This window comes from Acetobacter syzygii (assembly GCF_000964225.1).
GTDB classification, from domain to species: Bacteria; Pseudomonadota; Alphaproteobacteria; order Acetobacterales; family Acetobacteraceae; genus Acetobacter; species Acetobacter syzygii.
In genome coordinates this window covers 114,320-135,251 of record NZ_BAMZ01000008.1, presented here as the reverse complement: position 1 = coordinate 135,251, position 20,932 = coordinate 114,320, and the positions used below count along the sequence as shown (strand labels likewise).

17 protein-coding genes are annotated in these 20,932 nt (G+C 61.2%); 4 read left to right on the top strand and 13 right to left on the bottom strand.

Translation table 11 applies throughout. The features are described 5' to 3' along the window. Positions 1-275: 275 nt before the first annotated feature. The 9 genes from Absy_RS03360 to Absy_RS03320 all read right to left on the bottom strand — a co-directional run bounded on the left by Absy_RS03360 (position 276) and on the right by Absy_RS03320 (position 12,298). On the bottom strand, positions 276-1,754 hold the full coding sequence (locus Absy_RS03360; protein WP_048853302.1) for a methyl-accepting chemotaxis protein: 1,479 nt from the start codon (positions 1,752-1,754) through the stop codon (positions 276-278). 171 nt (positions 1,755-1,925) lie between these two features. Further along, the gene (locus Absy_RS03355; protein ID WP_048853301.1) at positions 1,926-2,717 is read right to left on the bottom strand and encodes a flagellar hook assembly protein FlgD; all 792 of its coding nucleotides are present in this window, start codon (positions 2,715-2,717) and stop codon (positions 1,926-1,928) included. A 38-nt stretch (positions 2,718-2,755) separates the two neighbouring features. Then, complete coding sequence (locus Absy_RS03350; RefSeq protein WP_048853300.1) at positions 2,756-4,879, bottom strand: beta strand repeat-containing protein; 2,124 nt, start codon at positions 4,877-4,879, stop codon at positions 2,756-2,758. Between the two features lie 48 nt (positions 4,880-4,927). Further along, complete coding sequence (gene motA, locus Absy_RS03345; RefSeq protein WP_048853299.1) at positions 4,928-5,812, bottom strand: flagellar motor stator protein MotA; 885 nt, start codon at positions 5,810-5,812, stop codon at positions 4,928-4,930. Between the two features lie 82 nt (positions 5,813-5,894). Continuing rightward, positions 5,895-7,238 carry a flagellar motor protein MotB gene (locus Absy_RS03340; protein WP_052945690.1) on the bottom strand — a complete coding sequence of 448 codons (1,344 nt, stop codon included), beginning with the start codon at positions 7,236-7,238 and terminating at the stop codon, positions 5,895-5,897. 17 nt (positions 7,239-7,255) lie between these two features. Beyond that, entirely contained in the window at positions 7,256-8,020 is a 765-nt protein-coding gene (locus Absy_RS03335) for a hypothetical protein (protein ID WP_048853298.1), read from the bottom strand. Between the two features lie 198 nt (positions 8,021-8,218). Further along, positions 8,219-8,644, bottom strand: coding sequence for a hypothetical protein (locus Absy_RS03330; RefSeq protein WP_048853297.1), 426 nt, complete (start codon positions 8,642-8,644; stop codon positions 8,219-8,221). A gap of 10 nt (positions 8,645-8,654) precedes the next feature. Further along, the gene (fliI, locus tag Absy_RS03325; RefSeq protein WP_048853401.1) at positions 8,655-10,007 is read right to left on the bottom strand and encodes a flagellar protein export ATPase FliI; all 1,353 of its coding nucleotides are present in this window, start codon (positions 10,005-10,007) and stop codon (positions 8,655-8,657) included. A gap of 137 nt (positions 10,008-10,144) precedes the next feature. Further along, entirely contained in the window at positions 10,145-12,298 is a 2,154-nt protein-coding gene (locus Absy_RS03320; protein WP_052945689.1) for a DUF1217 domain-containing protein, read from the bottom strand. A 277-nt stretch (positions 12,299-12,575) separates the two neighbouring features. On the opposite strand from Absy_RS03320, the gene Absy_RS03315 reads away from it, so the two are divergent. Both Absy_RS03315 and Absy_RS03310 read left to right on the top strand, forming a co-directional pair. Then, a complete protein-coding gene (locus Absy_RS03315; protein WP_048853296.1) occupies positions 12,576-13,289 on the top strand; it encodes a glycosyltransferase family 25 protein in 714 nt (237 codons plus the stop codon). A gap of 29 nt (positions 13,290-13,318) precedes the next feature. Continuing rightward, positions 13,319-13,828 (top strand): hypothetical protein, encoded by a 510-nt coding sequence (locus Absy_RS03310; protein ID WP_173956892.1) that lies wholly within the window; start codon positions 13,319-13,321, stop codon positions 13,826-13,828. Positions 13,829-13,849: 21 nt separating this feature from the next. Here the strand turns inward: Absy_RS03310 and Absy_RS03305 are convergent, their stop codons facing one another. From Absy_RS03305 to Absy_RS03295, 3 genes are read right to left on the bottom strand one after another with little or no spacing between them, the layout of a single operon-like run. Continuing rightward, complete coding sequence (locus tag Absy_RS03305) at positions 13,850-14,299, bottom strand: flagellar protein FlgN (protein WP_048853295.1); 450 nt, start codon at positions 14,297-14,299, stop codon at positions 13,850-13,852. Then, on the bottom strand, positions 14,296-14,661 hold the full coding sequence (locus Absy_RS03300; protein WP_048853294.1) for a rod-binding protein: 366 nt from the start codon (positions 14,659-14,661) through the stop codon (positions 14,296-14,298). Before Absy_RS03300 ends, Absy_RS03305 begins: the two co-directional genes overlap by 4 nt. A gap of 7 nt (positions 14,662-14,668) precedes the next feature. After that, a complete protein-coding gene (locus Absy_RS03295; RefSeq protein WP_245614713.1) occupies positions 14,669-15,763 on the bottom strand; it encodes a flagellar basal body P-ring protein FlgI in 1,095 nt (364 codons plus the stop codon). A 307-nt stretch (positions 15,764-16,070) separates the two neighbouring features. Between Absy_RS03295 and Absy_RS12595 the strand changes: the two genes are divergently transcribed. Together Absy_RS12595 and Absy_RS03285 are read left to right on the top strand one after the other, a co-directional pair. Beyond that, positions 16,071-16,253, top strand: a complete 183-nt coding sequence (locus Absy_RS12595) for a hypothetical protein (RefSeq protein ID WP_186807902.1) — start codon at positions 16,071-16,073, stop codon at positions 16,251-16,253. A 133-nt stretch (positions 16,254-16,386) separates the two neighbouring features. Continuing rightward, on the top strand, positions 16,387-17,274 hold the full coding sequence (locus Absy_RS03285) for a transglycosylase SLT domain-containing protein (protein ID WP_052945688.1): 888 nt from the start codon (positions 16,387-16,389) through the stop codon (positions 17,272-17,274). Positions 17,275-17,404: 130 nt separating this feature from the next. Here the strand turns inward: Absy_RS03285 and Absy_RS12705 are convergent, their stop codons facing one another. Next, on the bottom strand, positions 17,405-20,830 hold the full coding sequence (locus Absy_RS12705) for a tetratricopeptide repeat protein (protein WP_245614701.1): 3,426 nt from the start codon (positions 20,828-20,830) through the stop codon (positions 17,405-17,407). Positions 20,831-20,932 lie beyond the last annotated feature (102 nt).

Below are 20,932 nucleotides of genomic sequence, written 5' to 3'. Positions count from 1 at the left end.
CTGCTTCCTACCCAACAGGCAAAAACCAGCAACGTCTGTGTCATTCATTCTACACCCGGCACCAGTGCGTGACCAGAGCAACCTAACGGAACCCACAGGCCGAGTGTTGGCATGAATTCGTAAAAATTTTCTATATTTTTGCGGATTCCCAACCGCTGCCCAACGCGTTTTGCAACAACTCGGAGTGAGCACACACCACGCGCAGCAAAAAGGCCGGGCCCCTTGCGGGCACCCGGCCTTGCAGAACACCCTAACCCCGGCTGGGGATTGGGGGCCTAGAAATCCGACCAGCCATCAGCCCCACTGCTGACCAACTGCCGCGGAGCGGACTGGAGCCGGGCCGCCGGGCTGGCCAGAGCCGGGCGCGACCGCCCCCCACCAGATGCCGCCAGCACATTGCCCTGACCGGGCAGGGTAAAGTGGCCAACAACCTTAACAAGGTTCACGGCCTCACTTGTCAGGTTATGGGCGGCCGCTGCGGTCTGTTCAACCATGGCGGCATTCTGCTGTGTGGTGGCATCAATATGGGTTGCAGCGGTATTGACCTCACCCAGACTTCCCACCTGTTCGCGGGCCACGGTGGCAATGTTTGCAACATGGCGGGTAATGGCATCCACCTGACCAACCACCAGCTTCAGTTCGCGGTCGGTCTGCTCCACAAGGCGCACGCCCTCGGTCACCTGCTTGGTGGACACTTCGATCAGGCTACGAATATCGCGCGATGAGGTGGAGGACCGTTGCGCCAGTGCCCGGATTTCGGTCGCAACCACAGCAAACCCGCGCCCTGCATCCCCTGCGCGGGCGGCTTCCACCCCGGCATTCAGGGCCAGCAGGTTGGTCTGGAAGGCTATGTCGTCAATAATACCAATAATGGCCGACATTTTGGCCGAGGAGGTTGCAATCTCCTGTATGGCCGACATGGCAGACAGCATGACCTTGGTGGAACGCTGCACGGCATCATGCGCGCTCTGGGCGGCTGCACGGGCTTCCTGCGCAGCTTCGGACTGGTTGTCCACCCCATTTTTTACACTGGTAATGGACGCAGCCATCTGGCCCATAGCCGCAGCCTGCCGTTCGGTCCGCTGGGCAAAATCCTGCGAGGCTTCGGCAATTTCCATCGACCCACCCTGAATAAGGGCGGAAGCCGCCGCAACATCGGCCATCGCTTCGGACAGGGAGGCCACGGCCTCGTTAAAGTCACGGCGCAGGGCGTCAAACTCGGGAGCAAACGGTGTGGTAAACTGGAAGGCCAGATTGCGGTCCGCCAGCGTTTTAAGCCCCTTGCCCAGTTCAACAATCAGACCATTCTGCTCCACGGCGCGTTCTTGCGTAAGGTCGCTCAGCCGTTTTTGCTCGGCCGCGCTGTCCTGCGCAATTTTTTGCAGGTCAAGCTGCTTGACCAAAGCCGTGCGGAAGGTGGTCAGCGCCTTGGCCAGACGACCGGCACAATCCGTCCATGCTGTGTAGGGAATGGTCTCGTCCAGCTTGCCCGATGCAATGCGTTCGGTCAGGGCGGTAATGGTCTCGAACGGTACGGCTGCGCGGCTGATCAGCACCCAGCGGGCCAAAAATACCATAACGGAGCTAACGGCAAAGCCACCAAGGCCCAGATAACGCTGCACCGCCAGCGGAAGATCCATCTCGGAGCTTACAAGCTGCACAAGAATCTGCAAAATCATGTAGGCTTGCAAGCAGGCCATGACGATAGAAATTTTCCGCCGCAAAGGCGCTTTTTCGGTAAACCAGGCCAGCATATTTTTCCGCCTTATTGCGAGTGATCAGCATTAAGGCATAGCCGGTTGCACCCCCGGTCCGTCAATCTAATGTTAAGTAATATGTTGGTTTTATTCTAACCTGCGTGGAAAAGGAAACAGCCAGACCATGCCATAACAGGGGGTATGGCACGCACCATACCCCGCCGGGCATCAAGTCCCCGTGGAAGAGGAGGACGTGTCTGAAGAGGAGGAAGATGAGGAGGAGGTGGACTTGCTTGAAGTGGACACCTTGGTCACCTTGCTCATGGGGATGGTAGCGCTGCCCATCTGGACTTCCATATCGTCCGTGCCGGTCTGAATACCGGTAATGGTGCCCGTAACGGTAAAGGTCGCATCCGACGTATTGCCCGACGAATCCATGGTCTTGACCGACACGTTGTAAGCACCATCGGACAACTGGTTGCCACTGTTGTCCGTGCCGTCCCACGTCCATGTATTGGTGCCGCTGGTAGCGGTTACCAGATCGTCCTTGACAATGGTGCCAGCCGAGTTGGCAACCGCAATGGCCACCGTCTGGCCGGAAGAACCAGTAAAGTTGAGCGTAGCCGAGCTGTTCTGCAATGGCAGGGTGGTAGAGGTTGCCGTAGCCTCCGACCCCACAAGCGCACTGTCCGCACTCAGCTGCCCGCTCTCGTTCAGCGAAATGAGCGAGGAGAGCTTGCTGTTGGTTTCCACCTGCTGTTCCACCCCGGCCAACTGCACCAGTTCGCTGGTGAACGAGTCACTGCTCATGGGGCTGCTGGGGTCCTGGTGGGTGAGCTGCGTGGTCAGCAGGGTCAGGAACGTGGTGTAGTTATCTGCCAGGGAGGACAGAGCCGCCGTGGAGGAGGTGGAGGACGACGTGGAAGACGTGGAGCTGGATGTGGAGGCAGAACTCTTGGCAGCCGACTCCGCTGCCGAAAGCAGGGTGTACTCGTTGGTCGTCAGTGACGTCGTGGACATGCGCCCGTTTCCTTCTCAGTATGCCTCATGCGCCCGGGTCAGGCGGTAATATTAACCCCACGTCCATCATATGTGCGGGTGGTGGAGGCAGCCCCGCTGCCATCCTGCGCATCCGCACTACGCTCCTGTGTGGCGGACACGGAGGCGGAAGCCCACCCGTTCCCGCCAGAAGGCTGGCCACTGCCCTGCCCTGCACTGGTGTTGCCACCACCCAAAGCGCCACCGGCCAACCCACTTCCCCCGTTTTCCTGCTGGGAGGATGTGTTGCCCGTGTCGCTCGGGCTGACAACGTCAATTCTGATCTGCCCTACATCTACACCCGCAGCATCCAGTGCTGCAACAAGCTCGTGCCGTGTGTTGGCCAGATGGTGCGCCGTTGCGGCATCCTCACTCTGGAGCACCACGCCCGTTGTTACGCCATCCGTCCCCTGCACACGCACGTGTACGGGGGTGGAATCCGCGGTCATGACGGTCATGGACACCCCGGTATCCGTAGAGTCCGTACTGGCGAGGGAGAACAGACCACCGGCCTGTTCCTCTTCCTGCGTTGTGGCGGTGGCCGTTGCGGCTCCGGCCTGTGTGGGCGTTGCCGCCTGCCCGGATGCCCCGCCTAATGCCGTACCCAGAGTGGAGGCAAAGGATGCCGCACCCTGCGTTGTCGCCTGCGCCAGTGTGCTGCCCGTTGCCCCGGCATCCGCCAGCAGAGCCTGCCCTTCCTCCCCGGCGCCCTGCTCCGACTGGTCGGAAAAACCTGCCTGATTCTGGGCCACCGCCTCCTGCACGCTTTGCCCCAGCGCCACCACCGGGCCTGAAGCTGAAGCCACGCCATCCCCCGCAGTCAGGGACAATCCGGCAATACCATCCGCTGCTACAGCCTGCGCCCCCGAGGAGGACTGGGTAACACGCACATTGCTGACCACAGCCGCCACCTGCTGGAGCGTATAAGCCGCCGTTTGTGCCCCCTGCTGGCCAGAGACCGCAGCACTGGCCGTACTGGTAGCCGCGGCAGAAACCTGCCCGCTACTGCTCTGGCTGGCTGCACCCAGAACGGCAGCAGGGTCAGAGGATGTGCCAGCACTCCCCGCCGTTATGGTTGGTGCGGCTGCTGTACTGCTGCCAAGACTGGCCGCCTGCTGCACCAGCGCTGGCTGTACGGCAGACGCCGCCATGCCCGCCACTGGCAAGGAGGCCGTGCCGCCCCCAGCCAGACTTCCTCCAGTCAGGCTCCCCGCTGTCAGGCTACCCACGGTTCCAGCGCTGCTCAGGCTTTCCACCACGGCGGACGCCCCGCCTGTGCCCATGCCCATGCCCATGCCCATGCCCATGCCCATGCCCGGCAAACCACTGAGGAAGGAAACAGATCCACCCAGCCCCATTGCCGCTGCCATATCCTGCACGGCAAGCCCGCTTTGGAGCGTAACCGAGGCAGAAAGGCTGCTCAACCCCTGCCCCAGCACACTTTGTGTGGCGGTGTTCAGGCTGCCGGGGTCGGTGGCGGTCGCATCTGCGGTGCCAAGTGCACTGGTCTGGGTCGGTGTGCTGGTGCCTGCCACCTGTGCCTGCGGCTGCACCGCACTGGCCCCCTGCATGACCATCTGCATCAGGGTGTCCGCCATGCTCCACGCTGGCAGGGCCTGCGGGGTCTGGCTGGCATCGGCTGTGGTGGTCTGGCTATCTGCCGCATCCGTAGCAGTTGCTTGCGTATCCGCATCGCTGCTGTCGGTCTGGCTGGCGGGAGCTGCCTGTGTCTGCTCCGCCTGTGCGGCGGCGGTGCCGGAGGCTGCCGTTCTGCTGGTTAACGGGCTGGTGGTGGCCTGCGCCACGGAGGAACTGGCCGCATCCACACGCCCTTGCGCAGTGCTGTTTGCCGCCGTGTTATCGGCTTCCGTGCTGCTCTGGTCGGTGTTGTCCGCTGGAGCGGTATCCACCGCCCCTTGGGTGGTGGAGGCCGATGTAGCGGTGGAAGGGGCGCGCGCCTGCGTGGTGGTGTGCGTAACGGACATGCTTTTCAGCACAGCGGCAAAACCGCTGGAGGGTGCTGTGGCAGGCACAGCCCCCGCCGTTGTGGTGGTACGGGGCGTAATGGCAGCAAGCAGGGCGGAAAACGGCGCATCCTGCGCGCTGTCGGTCGCACCCGTGGCACTTGTTGATTTAATACCCATCACATCCTCCGTCCCGCCAGCAGGCCAGCCACCGCGATTTTATGGTCCTCAGGCTGCGGCAGCAGCGCCGGGGTTACTTGCTTCGGACAAAGCGGAATCCAGTTCTGCGAATGTTGGCATAAACGCATGGGGGATGTCCTTACGCCCGATTTCCGCACAGATCTGCGGCGGATTGCCTTGCAGATGCGCCACAAATACCGTGCGGATCAGGTCCTGGTAACGGGCGTCCTGCATGACCACATCGCGCATTCTAGACGAAAGCGGGGCCACAACACCATAAGACAAAAGCACACCAAGGAAGGTGCCCACAAGTGCGCCTGCAATCATCTCACCCAGAATGACCGGCGGCTTGCTGATGGAGGCCATGGTTTTGATCACCCCCAGCACGGCGGCCACAATGCCAAGGGCTGGCAGGGCGTCGGCAATGCTTTGCAGGCTTTCGGCCGTATGCAGCTCCTCGCTCAGGTTCTTTTTGAGCTCGCGGCCCATGACCTCATCCAGCTGGTAGGCGTCATCCATGTTCAGGCTGACCAGACGCAGATAATCGCAGATCAGGCTACGGGTCGCCACATCATCCCGCACATTGGGGGAGAGGGCAAAAATGCTGCTGTCGTTCGGGTTTTCAATATGCTCTTCAAGCGCCATGTTGCCCTTGGCCTGCGCCAGCCGCATAAAACGGAACAACGTCACCAGCAGTTCCGTGTAAGCGGCTTTGTTGTAGCGTGGCCCCTTGATGGTGCGGCGCAGATAGTGCGGGAATTCCTTGAGCACATCCTTGGAATTGGACATGACAAAAATGCCAATCGCGGCCCCAAGAATGGTCAGCAGTTCGAACGGCATGGACATGATAAGGGGTGCCAGCGCCCCCCCCGATGCCACAAACGAACCAAATACGCAGAGCAGCGCAAAAATGAGCCCCCCGATGAACAGCATTTAACGGTCTCCACTTCCATCTACTTGCGCCGGGCTGGCACCAACTGCCAGCGGCGCATCATCATCCTGTTTTACGGGCGGGTTACTGCGGTGCGGGTGTCCACGTATCCTGCGCGGGCTGAAAAGGCTGGTCCACGGCGGGCGGCGGGGCCTGTGCCGGTTCTGTTTTTGGCCGTGTTGATGCCCTTATGCGTACCCCCCTGACCCGCCGGGGCGGGGCAGCAGGGGCCTGTGCCGGAGCAGGGGCGGGCTGGGCTTGCGGCGGAACAGCCCCGGACTGGGGCGCAGGAGCGGGTGGTGCGCCATTGCCCACAGGTGCGGCAGGTGCGGTCTGCCCTGCTGGGGCCACAGGCGGTGCCGCGGGAGCAGCCTGCCCCGCCGGAGCACCTGCGGGGGCAGGCAGGGGTACAATTGCCCCACCGGACTGGTCCGGGTTTACAAAACGGCGGTGCAAAATCAGCACCACGCGCCGGTTGGCGGCGGAACCGGGGTCAGATGGCACAGCCAGATCACGGTCCGCCCGGCCAGATACGCTCAGAATATTCCGGTCGGGGTACCCTGCCCGGACCAGAACTTCGCGCGCACCATCCGCCCGCTGTGCGGACAGGGTCCAGTTGGACATGCCACCCCGTTTGCTGGGGCGGTACTGGTCGGCATCGGTATAGCCCACAATGGAAAGCTGTTCTGGCATAGGGGCCAGCCACGCACCAATCTGCTCCAGCATTTTGCGCCCGGCAGCGTTGGGGGTGGCGGAGGCCGTATCGAACATGGGTGTATTGTTCGCGTCGCGCAGTTCAATCCGGATATCGTCCCGCCCGAAGGAGACGGACATATTGCTACTTGCAGCCTGCGTATCCGGGTTTTGGGCCACGGCCTGTTCCAGCCCCTTGACCATGGTGTCGATCTTGGTCTGCTCTGCTGCGGCAGCTACAGGGTTGTCCACGCCTATGCTGCCCAGATTTTTACCCCCGCCACTTTCCGGCCCACCAATGGGAATAATGGCCGGGGTTGCCGGGGTCAGGTGCGTTTTAAGGCCACGGGTGATATTATCGGGGGAGCCACCTTCCTCCGAGCGACGGGCAGCATCTTTGGCGCCGGGCTGTTCGCCCCCATCATCATCCGGGGCATCCCCATCCTTGACCTTGCGCAGGGTTGTGCCAGCGGTCAGCGGGGAGGGCGATGTTTCCAGCATCCCGTTGGAAGAACCCAGACGGGTATCTTTTTCCGCCATGGGGTTAAAGAACTGCGCAATACCCTTGCGCTGTTCTTCCGTTGTTGCGTTCAGCAGCCACATAACCAGAAAGAAGGCCATCATGGCCGTCATAAAGTCAGCGTACGCAATCTTCCATGCGCCGCCGTGATGGCCATGCTCGCCTGAATCACCCCCACGTTTGATAATAATGGGGCGTTTTTTGTTATCTGGCATGTGGTGCTACTGCGACCTTAGGCGCCCTTGTGGTGAACCATGCCAACACGGCAGCCCGGTTTGCCATGGAACGCGGCACGGCCTGCATGTGTCAGATTGATCGAGGTATCCAGCCAGACTTCGCCCCCAATTTCGCGCCAGCGGCGGCAGAAGGTAAAGTCCTCGCTCAGGTAGGTCCCGGTTTCGGGGTCAATGCTGCCATCAAACAGGGCGTAGGCGGTCCCGCCTGCCTCGCCATCGGCTGCATCTATGCGGCGGTAGGCGGTTTCGGGGTAGGCCTTGACCATCCGTTCCAGCGCGCCACGGCTGATAAGCATAAAGCCGGTGCCTGCATAATGGGTGCGCACCATGGGGCCTTTTTCAATCTGCTGGTGCATGGCCTCGGTCTCGCCCACATAGCGGAGGGAGGCCGTTTCCTGCGCTTCACCATGCAGCATGTTGGTCTGCGTGGTTTTGTCCCAGAAATATTCGCGGATCGGGTAAGCCCCGGCCACCACATCCTTGCCTGCGGCCAGCAGGCGGGCGGGAGCCTCGGCAGGAAAACCAATATCGGCGTCAATGAACAAAAGATGCGTTGCGTCAGACAGAGTCAGGAACTTGTGGGTCAGGGTATTACGTGCGCGACTGATCATGGCGTCATCCCCCAACAGGGACAACGTCATGGGAACCTGGAGCACCCCGGCACATGCAATAATGGATTCCATGTACTCCTGCGTCACCATGCCGCCAAAACATGGGGTCGCAATAAAAATTTTTGCGGGTTGCTGCTCTGTCTGTTGCATACGTTTTCCTAATCACTCACGAGTGTGGGGAAGAAACGGGTCGCATGGTGCACGATCACTGTCAGCCCCTTATGATCTGTAAGCGATAGCGGGCGCACTCCGCTTTCTCAAGGATCAAACAAAAGAAAAGAACCATTTGCCACCGTTTTTTCACGGTCAGGGGGTTTATTGCCACCAAACGATGGAACCTTGCCCAACTTACATAAAAAACGGGCGGCTCCGGCGGGACAGGTCATCCAGTTCCGCCTGTTCGCGCCGGGTGCGCAGGATGCGCTCCTCCTCCTCGCGCTTGTCCAGCAGGGTCTGGGCAGCCTTGAATGCCGCGTTGGCGTGGATCAGCTCCTCGCGCACCCGAATGGAATCCTGGCGGGTTTTGTAAACAGCCTTCTCGGCCTGCGCCACGTTCTCCTGCGCAATGGGGAGCCAGAGCCTGAAGGACTCTCGCCCGGCATCGCCCTCGGCCTCATCGCGTTCCACCTCGATCTGGGTCAGCTGGCGGTCCAGTTCCGTCAGGGCCGCGTTTTCCGCCGCAAGGGCACGGGCCATACCGGCCTTGGCCTCGTCCACCTCTGTTTTGCGCAGGCGAATAAGCGCGTTCAGGGAGCGAATTCTGGCGCTGCTCATAGACGTTCAGCTACGAGAGCGCGCCCCGCAGGGCATCAAAGCATTCTGGCAGGGTTGCGCGCTCGCCTTTACGCTGCTTCAGCATTTCCTCCAGCGCCGGAGCGACCCGGATCGCCTCGTCCACCCGTGGGTCATTGCCGGGGCGGTACGCGCCAAGGCGCACCATGTCCTGCATTTCATCCCATGTGGACAGGCAGGAGCGCGCCTGCAGCACAAGCTGGTTCTCCTCCTCCGTCAGGCATCCCGGCACCGTGCGGGAGAGCGAGCGCAGCACATTGACCGCCGGGTAACGCCCGGATTCCGCAATGCGCCGCTCCAGTACCACATGACCATCCAGAATACCCCGCACGGCATCGGCCACGGGTTCGTTCTGGTCATCGCCTTCCACCAGTACGGAGAACATGGCGGTCATCTGCCCTGCGTGCCCGTTTTTATCCATCAGCCCCGGTCCCGCACGCTCCAGCAGGCGGGGGAGTTCGGCAAAAACGCTGGGCGGATAACCGCGCGTGGCCGGTGGCTCACCCGAGGACAGGCCAATCTCACGCAGGGCCTGGCAAAAGCGGGTTACGCTATCCATCAGCATCAGCACCGATTTGCCCTGATCGCGGAAGTGCTCGGCCACGGCCATGGCGGCATAGGCGGCCTCGCGCCGCATAAGGGGGGATGTGTCCGATGTTGCCACTACCACAACAGATTTGGCCAGCCCCTCCGGCCCCAGATCATCCTCCACAAACTCGCGCACTTCACGCCCACGCTCACCCACCAGCGCAATAACCGCAACATCACACGCGGTATCCCGCGCGAGCATTCCCATAAGGGTGGACTTGCCAACGCCTGACCCCGCAAACAGGCCAAGGCGCTGCCCCTCGCGGCAGGTGGTAAACAGGTTGAGTGCCCGCACCCCAAGGTCTATGCGCGGGCCAAGGCGGCCACGCATGGCGGCCTCAGGTGGGGAGGCATGGAGCCGCTGGGCCGTACCCTCCCCCGGGAGTGGGCCTTTGCCATCCATCGGGCGGCCCATGGGGTCCACCACCCGCCCCTGCCATGCGGCGTTGACCATAAGCGTGCCCCCGGCCCTGCGGCGGCGCTGCTCCTGATCATACAGCCGGAAGGTGGCGCGGCAGCCTGAGCCAATCCCCTCCAGCGAGCCAAAGGGCATGGCAATGGCAATATCCTGATTAAAAGCTACAATTTCGGCCTGTGTCTGCCGCCCGTCCAGACCATAAATGGTCACCCGGTCCCCCACCCCCGTAAAGTCACGCAGGCCACTCAACGAGACCGAAAGGCCGGACAAACCCGTTACGCGGCCTTCCAGCACCCCCACCGGCACATCATGCCGGGGGCTGGCAATGGCACCACGCACCGCCTCCAGCACACCAGAAAGGGCGGAAACGGATGCCTCGACAGGCGAGGAAGAAAGCGGGTCCGAACTCACGTCAACAACAAACCAGATACGGGGTTATGCTGCCCCACCCCGCATGGAGGGTGGGACCACCTTGCCTAGAACAGGCTGGAATAAAGATCGCCCGAGGAATCGCTGCTGTCCCCAAACAGTGCGAGAATACCGTCATCACTGTCATCCCCACCAAACAGATCAAGCAGGCTGGCCGGGGTATCGGTCGTTTGCGGGTTGATCTGCAACATGGCCAGATACTGCTCGGCATACTGCTGGATCTGTTTGGACGTGGACAGTTTGGTCAGATCCACCTTTTTTTCCAGCAGACGGACCTGCTGGTCATAATCGAGCGCGCCAAACTGGTCCGGGTCGTAGCCGGAGACCGTTTCCACCACCTTGAGCAGGGTCGGGTCCGACATAAGCTGCGACAGGGAGGTAATGCTGCTCATGGTGCGGGTAAAATACAGGGCGTTCCCCACCCCGTTATCACTCACACTCTTGGAGGCCTCGTACTGCCGTAGCTGGTAGTCGTCCACAATGCTCTGGATTTTTTCGGACGTGAACGGCGTAGCGCTGACACTGCCGCCACTTTTGCCCCAGACCTCAAACGCATCGGCAAAAGTCTGCCACGTGGAATTCCCCGATGCACTGGCAAGCGATGTGGTGGAGGTGGGGTCCTGCGTCAGCAGCGCGTTGATCAGCGTTTTTTCGTTACTGGCTGCATCCAGCCCGTAAGCGCCGGTTACAACCTGCAATACGGTGCTATTGGCCAGCAGCGCGCTGGCCGTGGTGATTGAACTGGCCGAGTTTGAAAATGCGCTCAGCCCGGACTCCACCAAAGAGGTGGTGTTGGCCTGAAAGTTGGAAGAGATCGTAGCCACAAGACTGGTGGAGAGAATGCTCCCCTTGCCACCATTCTGCCCCCACGCCTTGAAGGCTTCGGCAAAAGCCTGCCACGAGGAATTGCCCGATGTCTGGGCCAGCGAGGTGGACGAATCAGGGTCCTGCGTCAGCAGGGTTTTCACCACGTCCGTATCGCTGGCAAGGGAGCCCAGACCATACGCCCCCAGCACAACCTGCAGGGAGGTGCTGTCATTCAGCAGGGCGGTGACCGATGTCAGGGTTGAGGCATCGTTCTTGAAGGTTGCAATGGCGGCTGAGGTCTCACTCCCGATTTCGGTCGTGTATTTGCTGGCAATCGCGCTGATGGTGGCGGACGTAAACGGCGTGGATGTGGCCGTGCCATCCCCCTGCCCCAGCGATTTGAACATGGTGGCAAAATCCTCCCACGCCTGACTGCCCGATGTCTGGGCGAGCGAGGTGGATGAGGTGGGGTCCTGCGTCAGCAGGGAGGTCAGGATGGTCGTATTATCCGTGCTGGAGTCCAGCCCATACTTGTTCATGACCATGGACAGGACGGAGGAGTTGCCCAGCAGGTCCGAGGCAGTCGCAATCTGGCTGACCTGCGTTTTAAACGCGGTGGTATTGGTATCGATCGCAGAGTTCACGGCAATCTGGTAGCGCGAGACGATGGAACTGATCGTGTTCGATGTAAACGGCGTGGAAGTGGCCGTACCATCCGCCTGCCCCATGGCCTTGAACGTGTAGGCAAAGGCCTGCCAGGACGTATTGCCCGATGTCTGGGCGAGCGAGGTGGAGGAACTGGGGTCCTGCGTCAGCAGGGAGGTCAGGACAGCCGTATCCCCTTCCAGCGATTCCATGCCAAAGGCGCTCAGCACCACATTCAGCACCGTGGAATTGTCCAGCAGGTCCGAGGCAGTGGTAATGGACCCCGCAGCACTTTTGAAGGTCGCAATATCGCTGGTCAGGGCGGACTGGGTATCCGACTGGTATTCGTTGACAATGGAGCTGATGGTGGATGTTGTCAGCGGCGTTGTCTGCACGCTGCCCCCGCCTTCCCCCCAGGATTTAAACGCATCGGCAAAGGCCAGCCATGTGGCGTTGCTGGATGTTTTGGCAAGGGAGGTGGACGAATCGGGGTCCTGCGTCAGCAGCTTTTGCACAAGGGCCGTTGCGGAGGAATAGGAGTCCATTCCGTAAGCGCCCAGCACAACCTGCAGGGTAGAATAGTTTTTAAGCAGCTGGCTTGCGGTGGTAATGGTCGCAGCGGATTCTTCAAACGCAGCAACGGTCTGCTTGGTGGTCACATCCGTCTGGGCGTAGGTCGAGGCGGCGGTATCTTCATTCTTCAGGGCCGTCAGATACTGGCTTACCGGCGAAATACCGCTAATGCTCATCAATCCAATCCTTTACGTGCTTCTACCTGCGCCAGGAGCGTCTGCCGTGGCCTGAAAAAATCTGTATTCGGCTCTATTATATGGTTTTACACCCAACAAAGCCACAGGAATATACTGCGGCGGGGTGGAGCCTGCTCAAGGCTTTCCATGCGCCCTGCTCTGCCGTATTCTCGGGCATCAGCGTGGTTTCGCCGTGGCAGTTGTTATTTGTGCCAATTCCCCAATGCGCCCCGTTGTGACCGCATGACCGCCCTATTGCCACTTGCAGGACCTCTCAATGTTCAAGTTTTTCATCAGCAACGACACAACGCCAGACCAGACCGAAAGGTTCTTGCAACTCAATGCCCATGTGCAGGATCTGGCGCGTTCGGTCGGCGTGCACCCGCAGGATCTGGATGTGCGCGCCATGCAGCAGATGAACCTGATCTCGGCCGAATGCCTGTTCTCGCAGGAGGCGTTTGCTGCGGCTCTGTCGCACGTAGCACTGTGGGGCAATGTGGCCCAGCACCAGACCGCCGCCCATGTGTTTGAGAGCAATGCCGTGCTGTGCGCCAATTTTGAGGCCGAAAGCACGCGCATTCTGGCCAGCCTGCCACAGGACTGGGACTTTGTGCTCTGGGGCAATACGCCCGGTTCCACAATCCAGTTTGACGTGCTGCCCGAACTGGCCCTGTTCAGCGGTGCGGTGCTGCCGCCCTATTCCGCCCGTGGGGCTGGCGCACTGAGCGAGATGGATGTGACCTCCCTCGCCTTCCCGCTTATGGCCACCCAGAGCGTGAGCGGCTATGCGATCTCCCCTTCCGGCGCGGAAAAAATGATCAAGGCGTGCCTGCCCCTGACCAGCACCACCGTGCCCGCCCCCAACCCGGAGGAAGGCGGTGTGGCCGCGCAAACGCTCCAGCAGTTGATGAGCCTGCATTACTCCACCATGAAGGCGTATGTCTGCGTGCCGCCCCTGTGCATGGCAGATGCCGCAGCCCCCGCCCTTTAAGCAAAACCATCAGCCACGGAACCCGCCAGATGCACACAGGCACCCCCCTGCACCCACCGGCCACCCACCGCCGCCCTGCCAGACGGCTGGCGCAGGCGGCCAGCGGGTTGCTCTGCACAGTGCTGGCGGGGTGCATGTCCCCCGCAGCACCGTATCTGGAAAAAGGGAAAACCCTGTCCGAGGCCGGGTTTATTGCGCATCAGGCCAACACCACCGCACGCTATGCGATGATGAACCTGCTCCCACCAGGGGAGCTGACATACCGCCCATCTCCTTCCGGCCCCATCTACCTGTATGCGGACCCGATCGGCTGCGGATGTGTTTACATGGGGTCGGAAACCGCCTTCCGTACCCTGCGCAACATGACGGCAACACAGATGCAGGGCAAAAAGCAGCAACCCACCCCCGTTGTGGATGAGCTGGCCGCCATGACGGCAGAAAACCGGCGCGATACTTTTGTGTGGGACTGGAGCGCATGGTACGCAGGCGCTGACCCCGGGGGGGATCAGCCACGCAAGGTTATTGGCGGCTACTGGTAAGGCCGCCGCAGGCGGAGTGGTTTAAACATCACTCCGCAGGGCGAGCGCGCTGTTGTGCTGGCCCACCGCATACCCGCCCGATGCCCCATAGCCAATACGCTGCTCCTGCGCGGCATCCTCCAGCACAAGCTGGATAAGCGTCCCCTGGGCGGCAATGGCATTTTGCAACAGTTCTTCGTTCGCGCGGACCAGCGCATGAAACTGCTTTGTAGCGGCCTCCATTTCCGGGGCGGCTTTTGCACTGCGCTGCTCCGGCGTCAGGGGTTTTGCTTCTGCTGGCAGCAGTTTGCGCATCTGCTCCATAAGGGTACGTTTGCGGGGGAGCAGTTTTTCCACATCCTGCCACTGACCGGACGAGAGCAGCGTGTTCTCCTGCTCCAGCAGGGCATTGACGGCACTCAACCCCTGCAACAGGCGGTCCTGTAGTGTTTCTGGCAGTATTTTGGGCAGTGTTTTGGGCGTATCGGTCATGATGTGCCTTTTTCCTGCTGTGCTTTTTCCTGCATGGCCAGCATCTGGCGATAGACGCTATCCGCCAGCCCAATGCCGCCGTTATTGGCAATCTGCTTGCCCATTTCCAGCACCTGCAACGACCGGAACTGGGATTCCGCCGCCCCGCCACCAAACAGGCTGTTGGCCGTATCCACCGTGTCAAACATCGGCTGGAGCATTTCGCCTATGGTCATGCCCTCAAACTCTATGGCGGCCTTGCGGGTTTTTTCCAGCGCCTGCGCGCTCAGCCCCGACTGGGGGGTGGTGCCCGCCTGGGTTGTGCTGGCTGCGTTCTGGGCGCTGGCAATCTGGGCCGCATTGACGTTGGAGACTGCGCTCATGCTTGGACTACCTTACTTCCAGATCGGCCTGAAGGGCGCCATCAGCCTTAATGGCCTGCAAAATACCAATCATGTCGCGCGGGCCCATGCCTAGCGCGTTCATACCCGCCACAAGGCTGGCCAGTGTTGGCCCTTCCCGCAGAATACCAAGCCGGTGGGAGCTATCCGTGCTCACATTGGCCTGTGTCCGTGGCACAACGGCGGTTACCCCGTTGGAAAAAGGAGCAGGCTGCACAACCTGAGGGGTTTCCGTGACCTGAATGGTCAGGTTGCCCTGCGCAATGGCCACGGTGCTGATGCGCACGCTATCCCCCATAACAATGGTACCACTGGCTTCGTCCACCACCACCTTGGCCATGGTGTCCGGCTCGATCTGCAAATCCCCGATGCGGTACAGGGTGAGCGAGGCATTGCGCCCGGTCAGGTCCACGGCAATGGTGCGCGGGTCATCCACCTGCGCCATGTGCGCGCCAATACGGCGGTTGATGACCTCTGCCACACGGGTTGCCGTAGTAAAGTTGGGGTTATGCAGCGAGAGGTGGATAACCCCTGTCTCGCCCAGTTTGACCGGCACTTCACGTTCCACCACACCGCCGTTGGCAATATGCCCGCTGGTGGGAATGTTGCGTGTAACCGTGGCAGCCTGCCCACCCGCGGTAAAGGCGTTGGTCACAAGCGACCCCTGCGCCACGGCATAAACCTCGCCATCGGCAGCCTGCAGGGGGGTCACCAGCAGGGTGCCGCCGGTCAGGTCCTGCGCGTCACCCACGGCGGAAACGGTGACGTCAATCCGCCCGCCCCCGTGGGAGAAGGGGGGGAGTGTGGCGGTCACCATAACGGCGGCCACGTCATGCGTCTGCAACTGGATTTCGCGGTCGCGGATGTTCACGCCAAGCCGGTTGAGCATACTGATCAACGTCTCACGCGTGAAGATGATGTTGGTCAGACGGTCGCCCGTGCCATGCAGGCCCACAACCAGCCCGTAACCGACAAGCTGGTTGTCCCGCACGCCTTCGTAATCAACAATGTCCTTCACACGCACCGTAATGGCATGGGCGGAGGTAAGCGGAATAAACAGGGAGACCATAAAAAAGGCGGCCATAACGGCCTTGCCCCACGCACGCGCACCCATCCCCAGCACCGTATGGCGCACCAGAGTGCTCGCCACGGTGCCATGCTGGCTGGCTGCACCGCCAGACCCGTTGCTCGCCTTGAGGCGGTTCCTCATATACCTGCTTACCCCTGCATTGATCAGCCCGGCACACGGTACCGGGTTATCCCATAGCCTTGTGGCACACAAATAGGCGTGCCTGCCATTACATTCAATCTTCATGTAACCCGCCACGGCCCATGCCCAAAAGCCTTTTTTGCCCCTACCGTGGCAACAGCCACACACAGCCCGCACCCCCATGCCCGACCCATGTACCAAAGATAATGCAAAATCAGGGCATTACGGCCAGCGCCCTGCCTGCGCCACCCCCCGCCTGAGCGGCGCGCCACCACCCCCGCCACCCCTATTTATGCCCCGGCGCGGGCCACAGCAGGTACATGAATCCTTGCATGATCAGGCATGGCGGAATACAGGCCAGTAAGGTGACCACCCGATGGCAACACCTGTTCCTTGCGTGTGGTACTTTATATTCTTCCATTACTGGCAAGGGCCAACAATAGAAGGAGCAAGGGGCGCACCCCGCGGCAAAACCCGACCAAGCCCCACCGGAACGCATGACACCACCCCGTAGTACCCTGCCTGCCCACTGGCTTTTGTGCGCCACGGTTCTGGCCAGCGCCACCCACGCAATGCTGGGGGCTGCACGGGCCCATGCCCACTCCGCCGAGGCCGGGTTATGCACGGAAGCCATTGCCCAGACCGAACGCAGCCTGCACATTCCCGACGGGTTTCTGTCCGCCATGGGACGGGTGGAAAGTGGCCGGGTCGAATCCGATGGAACGGTGGCCGCATGGCCATGGACAGTCAATGCCGCAGGTGTTGGCTACCACTACAACAGCCGGGCAGAGGCCGTAGCGGCAGTCCAGAGTTTTCGCCAGCAGGGCATTATATCGATTGATGTGGGGTGTATGCAGGTCAACCTGCAACAGCACCCTGATGCGTTCTCCTCCCTCGATCTGGCGTTCGACCCGCTGCGCAACGCCATGTACGCGGGCAATTTTCTGCTCCAGATGTATGATAAAACCGGGAGCTGGCCACGGGCCGCAGCAGCCTACCATTCCCAGACACCGGGCATAGGCACCCCCTACCAGTGGAAGGTGCTGGAGGCATGGGCCGTGCCGCAGGATGGGCGGGATGCCCAGCAGGCCCCGCAAAAATCGCCCCTTATGCCGCAGGTGTTCCCGCACCCTGTAACCCCCACGGTGCGCCACCCCCCCATGATGGTGGCCGAAGCCAGCACGGGCACCGGACCAGATGGCATGCCCCAGATCTCGCACCCCAAGGTATTCCATCCTTTTCAGGGAATGCGGAATTTTGTGGAACCCGGCCCTGTTGGCAACGGGCATGGCAGTTCCATGCGCGGCCGCTCTCTTGCCTCCTACCGTGCAGCCCCTGTGGCGCGGGCCACCGCACAGCGGGTTATGCCCCAAAGCGGCGGCTAGGTCCGCCACCGCAGGGCAGGCAGCCCTAACCGCAGGGGAGCGGCCCCTACAAAGCCACTCTGGCTGAGAGCCACACAACACCCCGCCAGTTTTATGGGCCGTAGCTAGGGGCAGGCCACCATGGTGCGGCCTAGTCCAACGCCCCTTTGCCGGGGTGCCACGTTGCCACCCACTGGCGCAGGGCGGCCCCCACTTCTGCCAGAACCGGCGCGAACGAACGCTCCTGCGCACGGAAAATACGCAGGGTTGGATACCACGGCGAGGTCTCGCCCGTATCCCCCCACCGCCAGCACGCATCCCTGCGGCTGATCATCCATACCGGCTTGCCCAGCGCCCCGGCCAGATGCAGGACCGATGTATCGACCGAGATCACCAGATCCAGATTTTCTATTACCGCAGCGGTATCGGCCATGGTGTGCACGTCGGCCATAAAGTCCAGAATGGGCTGCCCGTGCCATTCCGCCAGCTCATCACGCGCGGGACCATGCTGGAGATTGATCAGCTCCGCATCCACCGGTGTCAGGGCCGGGGCAACATTGGCCAGTTCGGTTGAGCGGCGCTGGTTAACCACAAGGTCCGATGCCTTCTGGCGTTTGCCCCCCGCCCACACCAGCCCAATGCGCGGGCGTTTGGCGGGCATCCGTGCGGCAAAGCGCGCCACATCCTGCGGGTCTGCCTTAAGGTAGGGAATACTGGCGGGAATATCCTCCCGGCGCTTCAGCCCCATAACAAACGGCAGGTCTGGCAGCGGCACTCTGTAATCATACCCATTCTGGCGGGCAAAATGGGCATCTTCCACAATGGTTGCCATGGGCAGGGACTGCGTAAAGAGCTTGAGCAGATTAAGTGGCACAACCACCGTCACCTTAGCTCCCTGCGCCACCATAAGCGGCACAAACCGCACAAACTGAAGGCTATCCCCAAACCCCTGTTCCTGGCAGACAATAATGGACTTGCCTGCCACCGCATCCCCCCTCCGGAGCAGCGGGAGCTGATGGTACCATGCGGCAGGGTCATGCAGGCCCAGTGCGCGCCCTTCGTGGTATGCCACCCCTTCCCAGAAGTATCCGGCCTTAAAAAGGGTCAACGCATACCCAAGGCGGATGGCCGCATTATCGGGCTGGCTTTCAATGGCTTTTTTGTACCATGCCAGCGCCTCCTCCGAGCGGTTCAGGCGCTGGAGCACGCAGCCCATGTTGTTGAACAGGGCTGGTGTGGTTTCCTGACTATTACGGAACCAGTGGTCCAGTACCTGATAAGCCTGCTCCAGATACCCCGCATCCTGCAATGCGAGGGAAATATGCTCGCACGTAAACAGGCGCAGTTCGGGGTGGTTTTGCATAATATCCGAAAAAATCTGCAAACCACCGGCCAAATCCCCTTTGATGATAAGGGTGTTTGCCAGATACATTTTGAGTTCGGTCATTTGCGGCTGCAACAGCAGGATTTTGCGCAGCAGGGCCGCAACCAGATTATGCTGGGCGGTATAGGTGTTCAGCAACGAGACCGAGGCCAGCAGCAGGGGCACATCATCCCCGCAGATGGCCAGCACATCGCGCACCAACCGTTCACCCGCAACATACTGCCGCAGCTCAAACAGCATGACCGCCAGATCGTTCAGTTTTTGCGGTGTGGGGTTTTTAAGCAGGTCTTCCCTTGCGTCCCACAGGGCCTGCACCGTCATGCCTTCTGGCAGAACTGGAATACCCTCCCCTTCGGCCTCGGCAGGCTTGTGAGCAGCACCGCTGGCGGCACCGGCCTTGGCCGCCAGCGCCGCCGGGTCTGGCAGAAGGGAGGGTAAGGTTGCGGGTGCTGGTGCGGATGGTATGGCAAGGTCATGCGGTGCTTCCGGCCATGCGGCAACCCATGCGCGCAGGGCAGCACCCACCTCCGCCAGAATGGGGCCAAAAGCGCGCTCCTGCGGGCGAAAAATACGCATGGTCGGGTACCATGGCGTCCTGTGCCCTGCATCGCCCCACCGCCAGCACGCATCCCACCGGCTGATCTGCCACACGGGCCTGCCCAGTGCCCCGGCCAGATGCAGCGGGGACGTATCGACCGAAATAATCAGGTCCAGATTTTCCATGAGCGCTGCCGTATCGGCCATGTCGCGCACATGGTCCATGGGGTCAAAAATAGCCTGCCCCTGCCATGCCGCCAGATCTTCCCGCGGGGCACCGTACTGCAAGCTGACCAGCGTGGCATTGACCGGTGTAAGCGCCGCCGCAACCGTTGCCAGCGTAAGGGAGCGCAACTGATCGGCCATAACGTCCTCCCCCGTCTGGCGGCGTTCACCCGACCAGACAAGCCCGATACGCGGGCGCTCAGGCGGCAGCAGATCTGCAAAACGGGCTACGTCCTGCGGGTCGGCCCGGAGGTAGGGAACCGTTGCGGGAATATCCTCCGCCCGCTCCATGCCCGTTACATAAGGCAGATTGGGAATGGGCAGGCTGTAATCAAACGTCTCGTCCAGCTGGAACTGGGTCAGCACACGCACCGTAAGGTCGGGGTAGGACTGGCGCAAAAGCTTGGCCAGCATATCCCCCACAGCCACAGTAACCTGCGCGCCACGGGCCACAAGAACTGGCACAAAGCGGATGAACTGGAGCGTATCGCCCAACCCCTGCTCCTGATAAAGCAGTACCGTTCTGCCCGCCACATCCTCCCCCCGCTGCAGGGTGGGAAATTTGGCAAACCACTGGGTCAGCTGGCTCAGTTTGGGGTCACGCCGGGCAAACAGTTCCCACCCTTTGCCGTAATGGCCGGATTTGAGCAGCGCCAGCGCGTGACCAAGCCTGATGCCCTTATCCGCCGGGTCCAGCACCGCTCCCTGTTCGTACCAGGGAATGGCCTCCTCCGACCTGTTCAGGCACCCTAATGCGCAGCCGATCAGGTTGAACATCTGCGCCGTGGGCACGCTCTGACGGATGGTAAACAGCATGACTTCCAGCGCCTCCTGCGGGTAGCCCATGCGCAGGAAGGTTTCAGAAATCTGGAGCGTGGCCTCCTCCCGCCGGTCGGGGTAACGGCGAATAACATCCGCAAGCTGCGCACTGCCCTGCGCCAGATCGCCCAGCACCACCAGCACCTTGGCGTAATGGATTCTGGCGACTGCGTTATCCGGCTCCAGCGCCAGCACCTTGCGGAGCATAACGGCGGCAATATCGTACCGTGCAACAAAGGTGGTCAGCACATACACCGCCACCAGCAGGTAGGGCACCTGATCGGGAAAACGCCTGACAAGCTCCAGCGCCAGCCGCACGCCCTCGTCCGCCAGCCCGTTCATGCACAGGGAGGCGCACAGTTCCCCCGCCTTTAAGGGGGAAGGGTCTTGTAAGACAAGTTCCTTCTGAGCCATGAGCTTTTGCATATTCGCCTTCTCAGGCTCCCACGTCGCTTTCATGTCCGCCTTACGTAACCCTGTGTGATCCATCTGTGCGACCTTACCATGCCCCACCTGCACTTGCCATGCGGCACAGCCATACCGCTGGCCCTCCGTGGCAAGGACCAGCCCCTCCATTCGCCCGGCCTGTGCGACCGCCTTTGGCAGAACCATTTTCTGGCCTTGGATTGCACTTGATGGTAACTGTAGCTGCGTAGCACACACATGGGTCTGAGTGGCGCAGTCCCTCATGGTTCGCAGCAGGCGCGAACATGC

Excerpts from the sequence above, each read along its gene's own strand:
- Absy_RS03360 (WP_048853302.1), bottom strand. The coding sequence starts at position 1,754 with ATGCTGGCCTGGTTTACCGAAAAAGCGCCTTTGCGGCGGAAAATTTCT.
- Absy_RS03355 (WP_048853301.1), bottom strand. The coding sequence starts at position 2,717 with ATGTCCACGACGTCACTGACGACCAACGAGTACACCCTGCTTTCGGCA.
- Absy_RS03350 (WP_048853300.1), bottom strand. The coding sequence starts at position 4,879 with ATGGGTATTAAATCAACAAGTGCCACGGGTGCGACCGACAGCGCGCAG.
- motA (WP_048853299.1), bottom strand. The coding sequence starts at position 5,812 with ATGCTGTTCATCGGGGGGCTCATTTTTGCGCTGCTCTGCGTATTTGGT.
- Absy_RS03340 (WP_052945690.1), bottom strand. The coding sequence starts at position 7,238 with ATGCCAGATAACAAAAAACGCCCCATTATTATCAAACGTGGGGGTGAT.
- Absy_RS03335 (WP_048853298.1), bottom strand. The coding sequence starts at position 8,020 with ATGCAACAGACAGAGCAGCAACCCGCAAAAATTTTTATTGCGACCCCA.
- Absy_RS03330 (WP_048853297.1), bottom strand. The coding sequence starts at position 8,644 with ATGAGCAGCGCCAGAATTCGCTCCCTGAACGCGCTTATTCGCCTGCGC.
- Absy_RS03320 (WP_052945689.1), bottom strand. The coding sequence starts at position 12,298 with ATGAGCATTAGCGGTATTTCGCCGGTAAGCCAGTATCTGACGGCCCTG.
- Absy_RS03315 (WP_048853296.1), top strand. The coding sequence starts at position 12,576 with ATGTTCAAGTTTTTCATCAGCAACGACACAACGCCAGACCAGACCGAA.
- Absy_RS03310 (WP_173956892.1), top strand. The coding sequence starts at position 13,319 with ATGCACACAGGCACCCCCCTGCACCCACCGGCCACCCACCGCCGCCCT.
- Absy_RS03305 (WP_048853295.1), bottom strand. The coding sequence starts at position 14,299 with ATGACCGATACGCCCAAAACACTGCCCAAAATACTGCCAGAAACACTA.
- Absy_RS03300 (WP_048853294.1), bottom strand. The coding sequence starts at position 14,661 with ATGAGCGCAGTCTCCAACGTCAATGCGGCCCAGATTGCCAGCGCCCAG.
- Absy_RS03295 (WP_245614713.1), bottom strand. The coding sequence starts at position 15,763 with ATGGCCGCCTTTTTTATGGTCTCCCTGTTTATTCCGCTTACCTCCGCC.
- Absy_RS12595 (WP_186807902.1), top strand. The coding sequence starts at position 16,071 with ATGCCCGACCCATGTACCAAAGATAATGCAAAATCAGGGCATTACGGC.
- Absy_RS03285 (WP_052945688.1), top strand. The coding sequence starts at position 16,387 with ATGACACCACCCCGTAGTACCCTGCCTGCCCACTGGCTTTTGTGCGCC.
- Absy_RS12705 (WP_245614701.1), bottom strand. The coding sequence starts at position 20,830 with ATGGTTCTGCCAAAGGCGGTCGCACAGGCCGGGCGAATGGAGGGGCTG.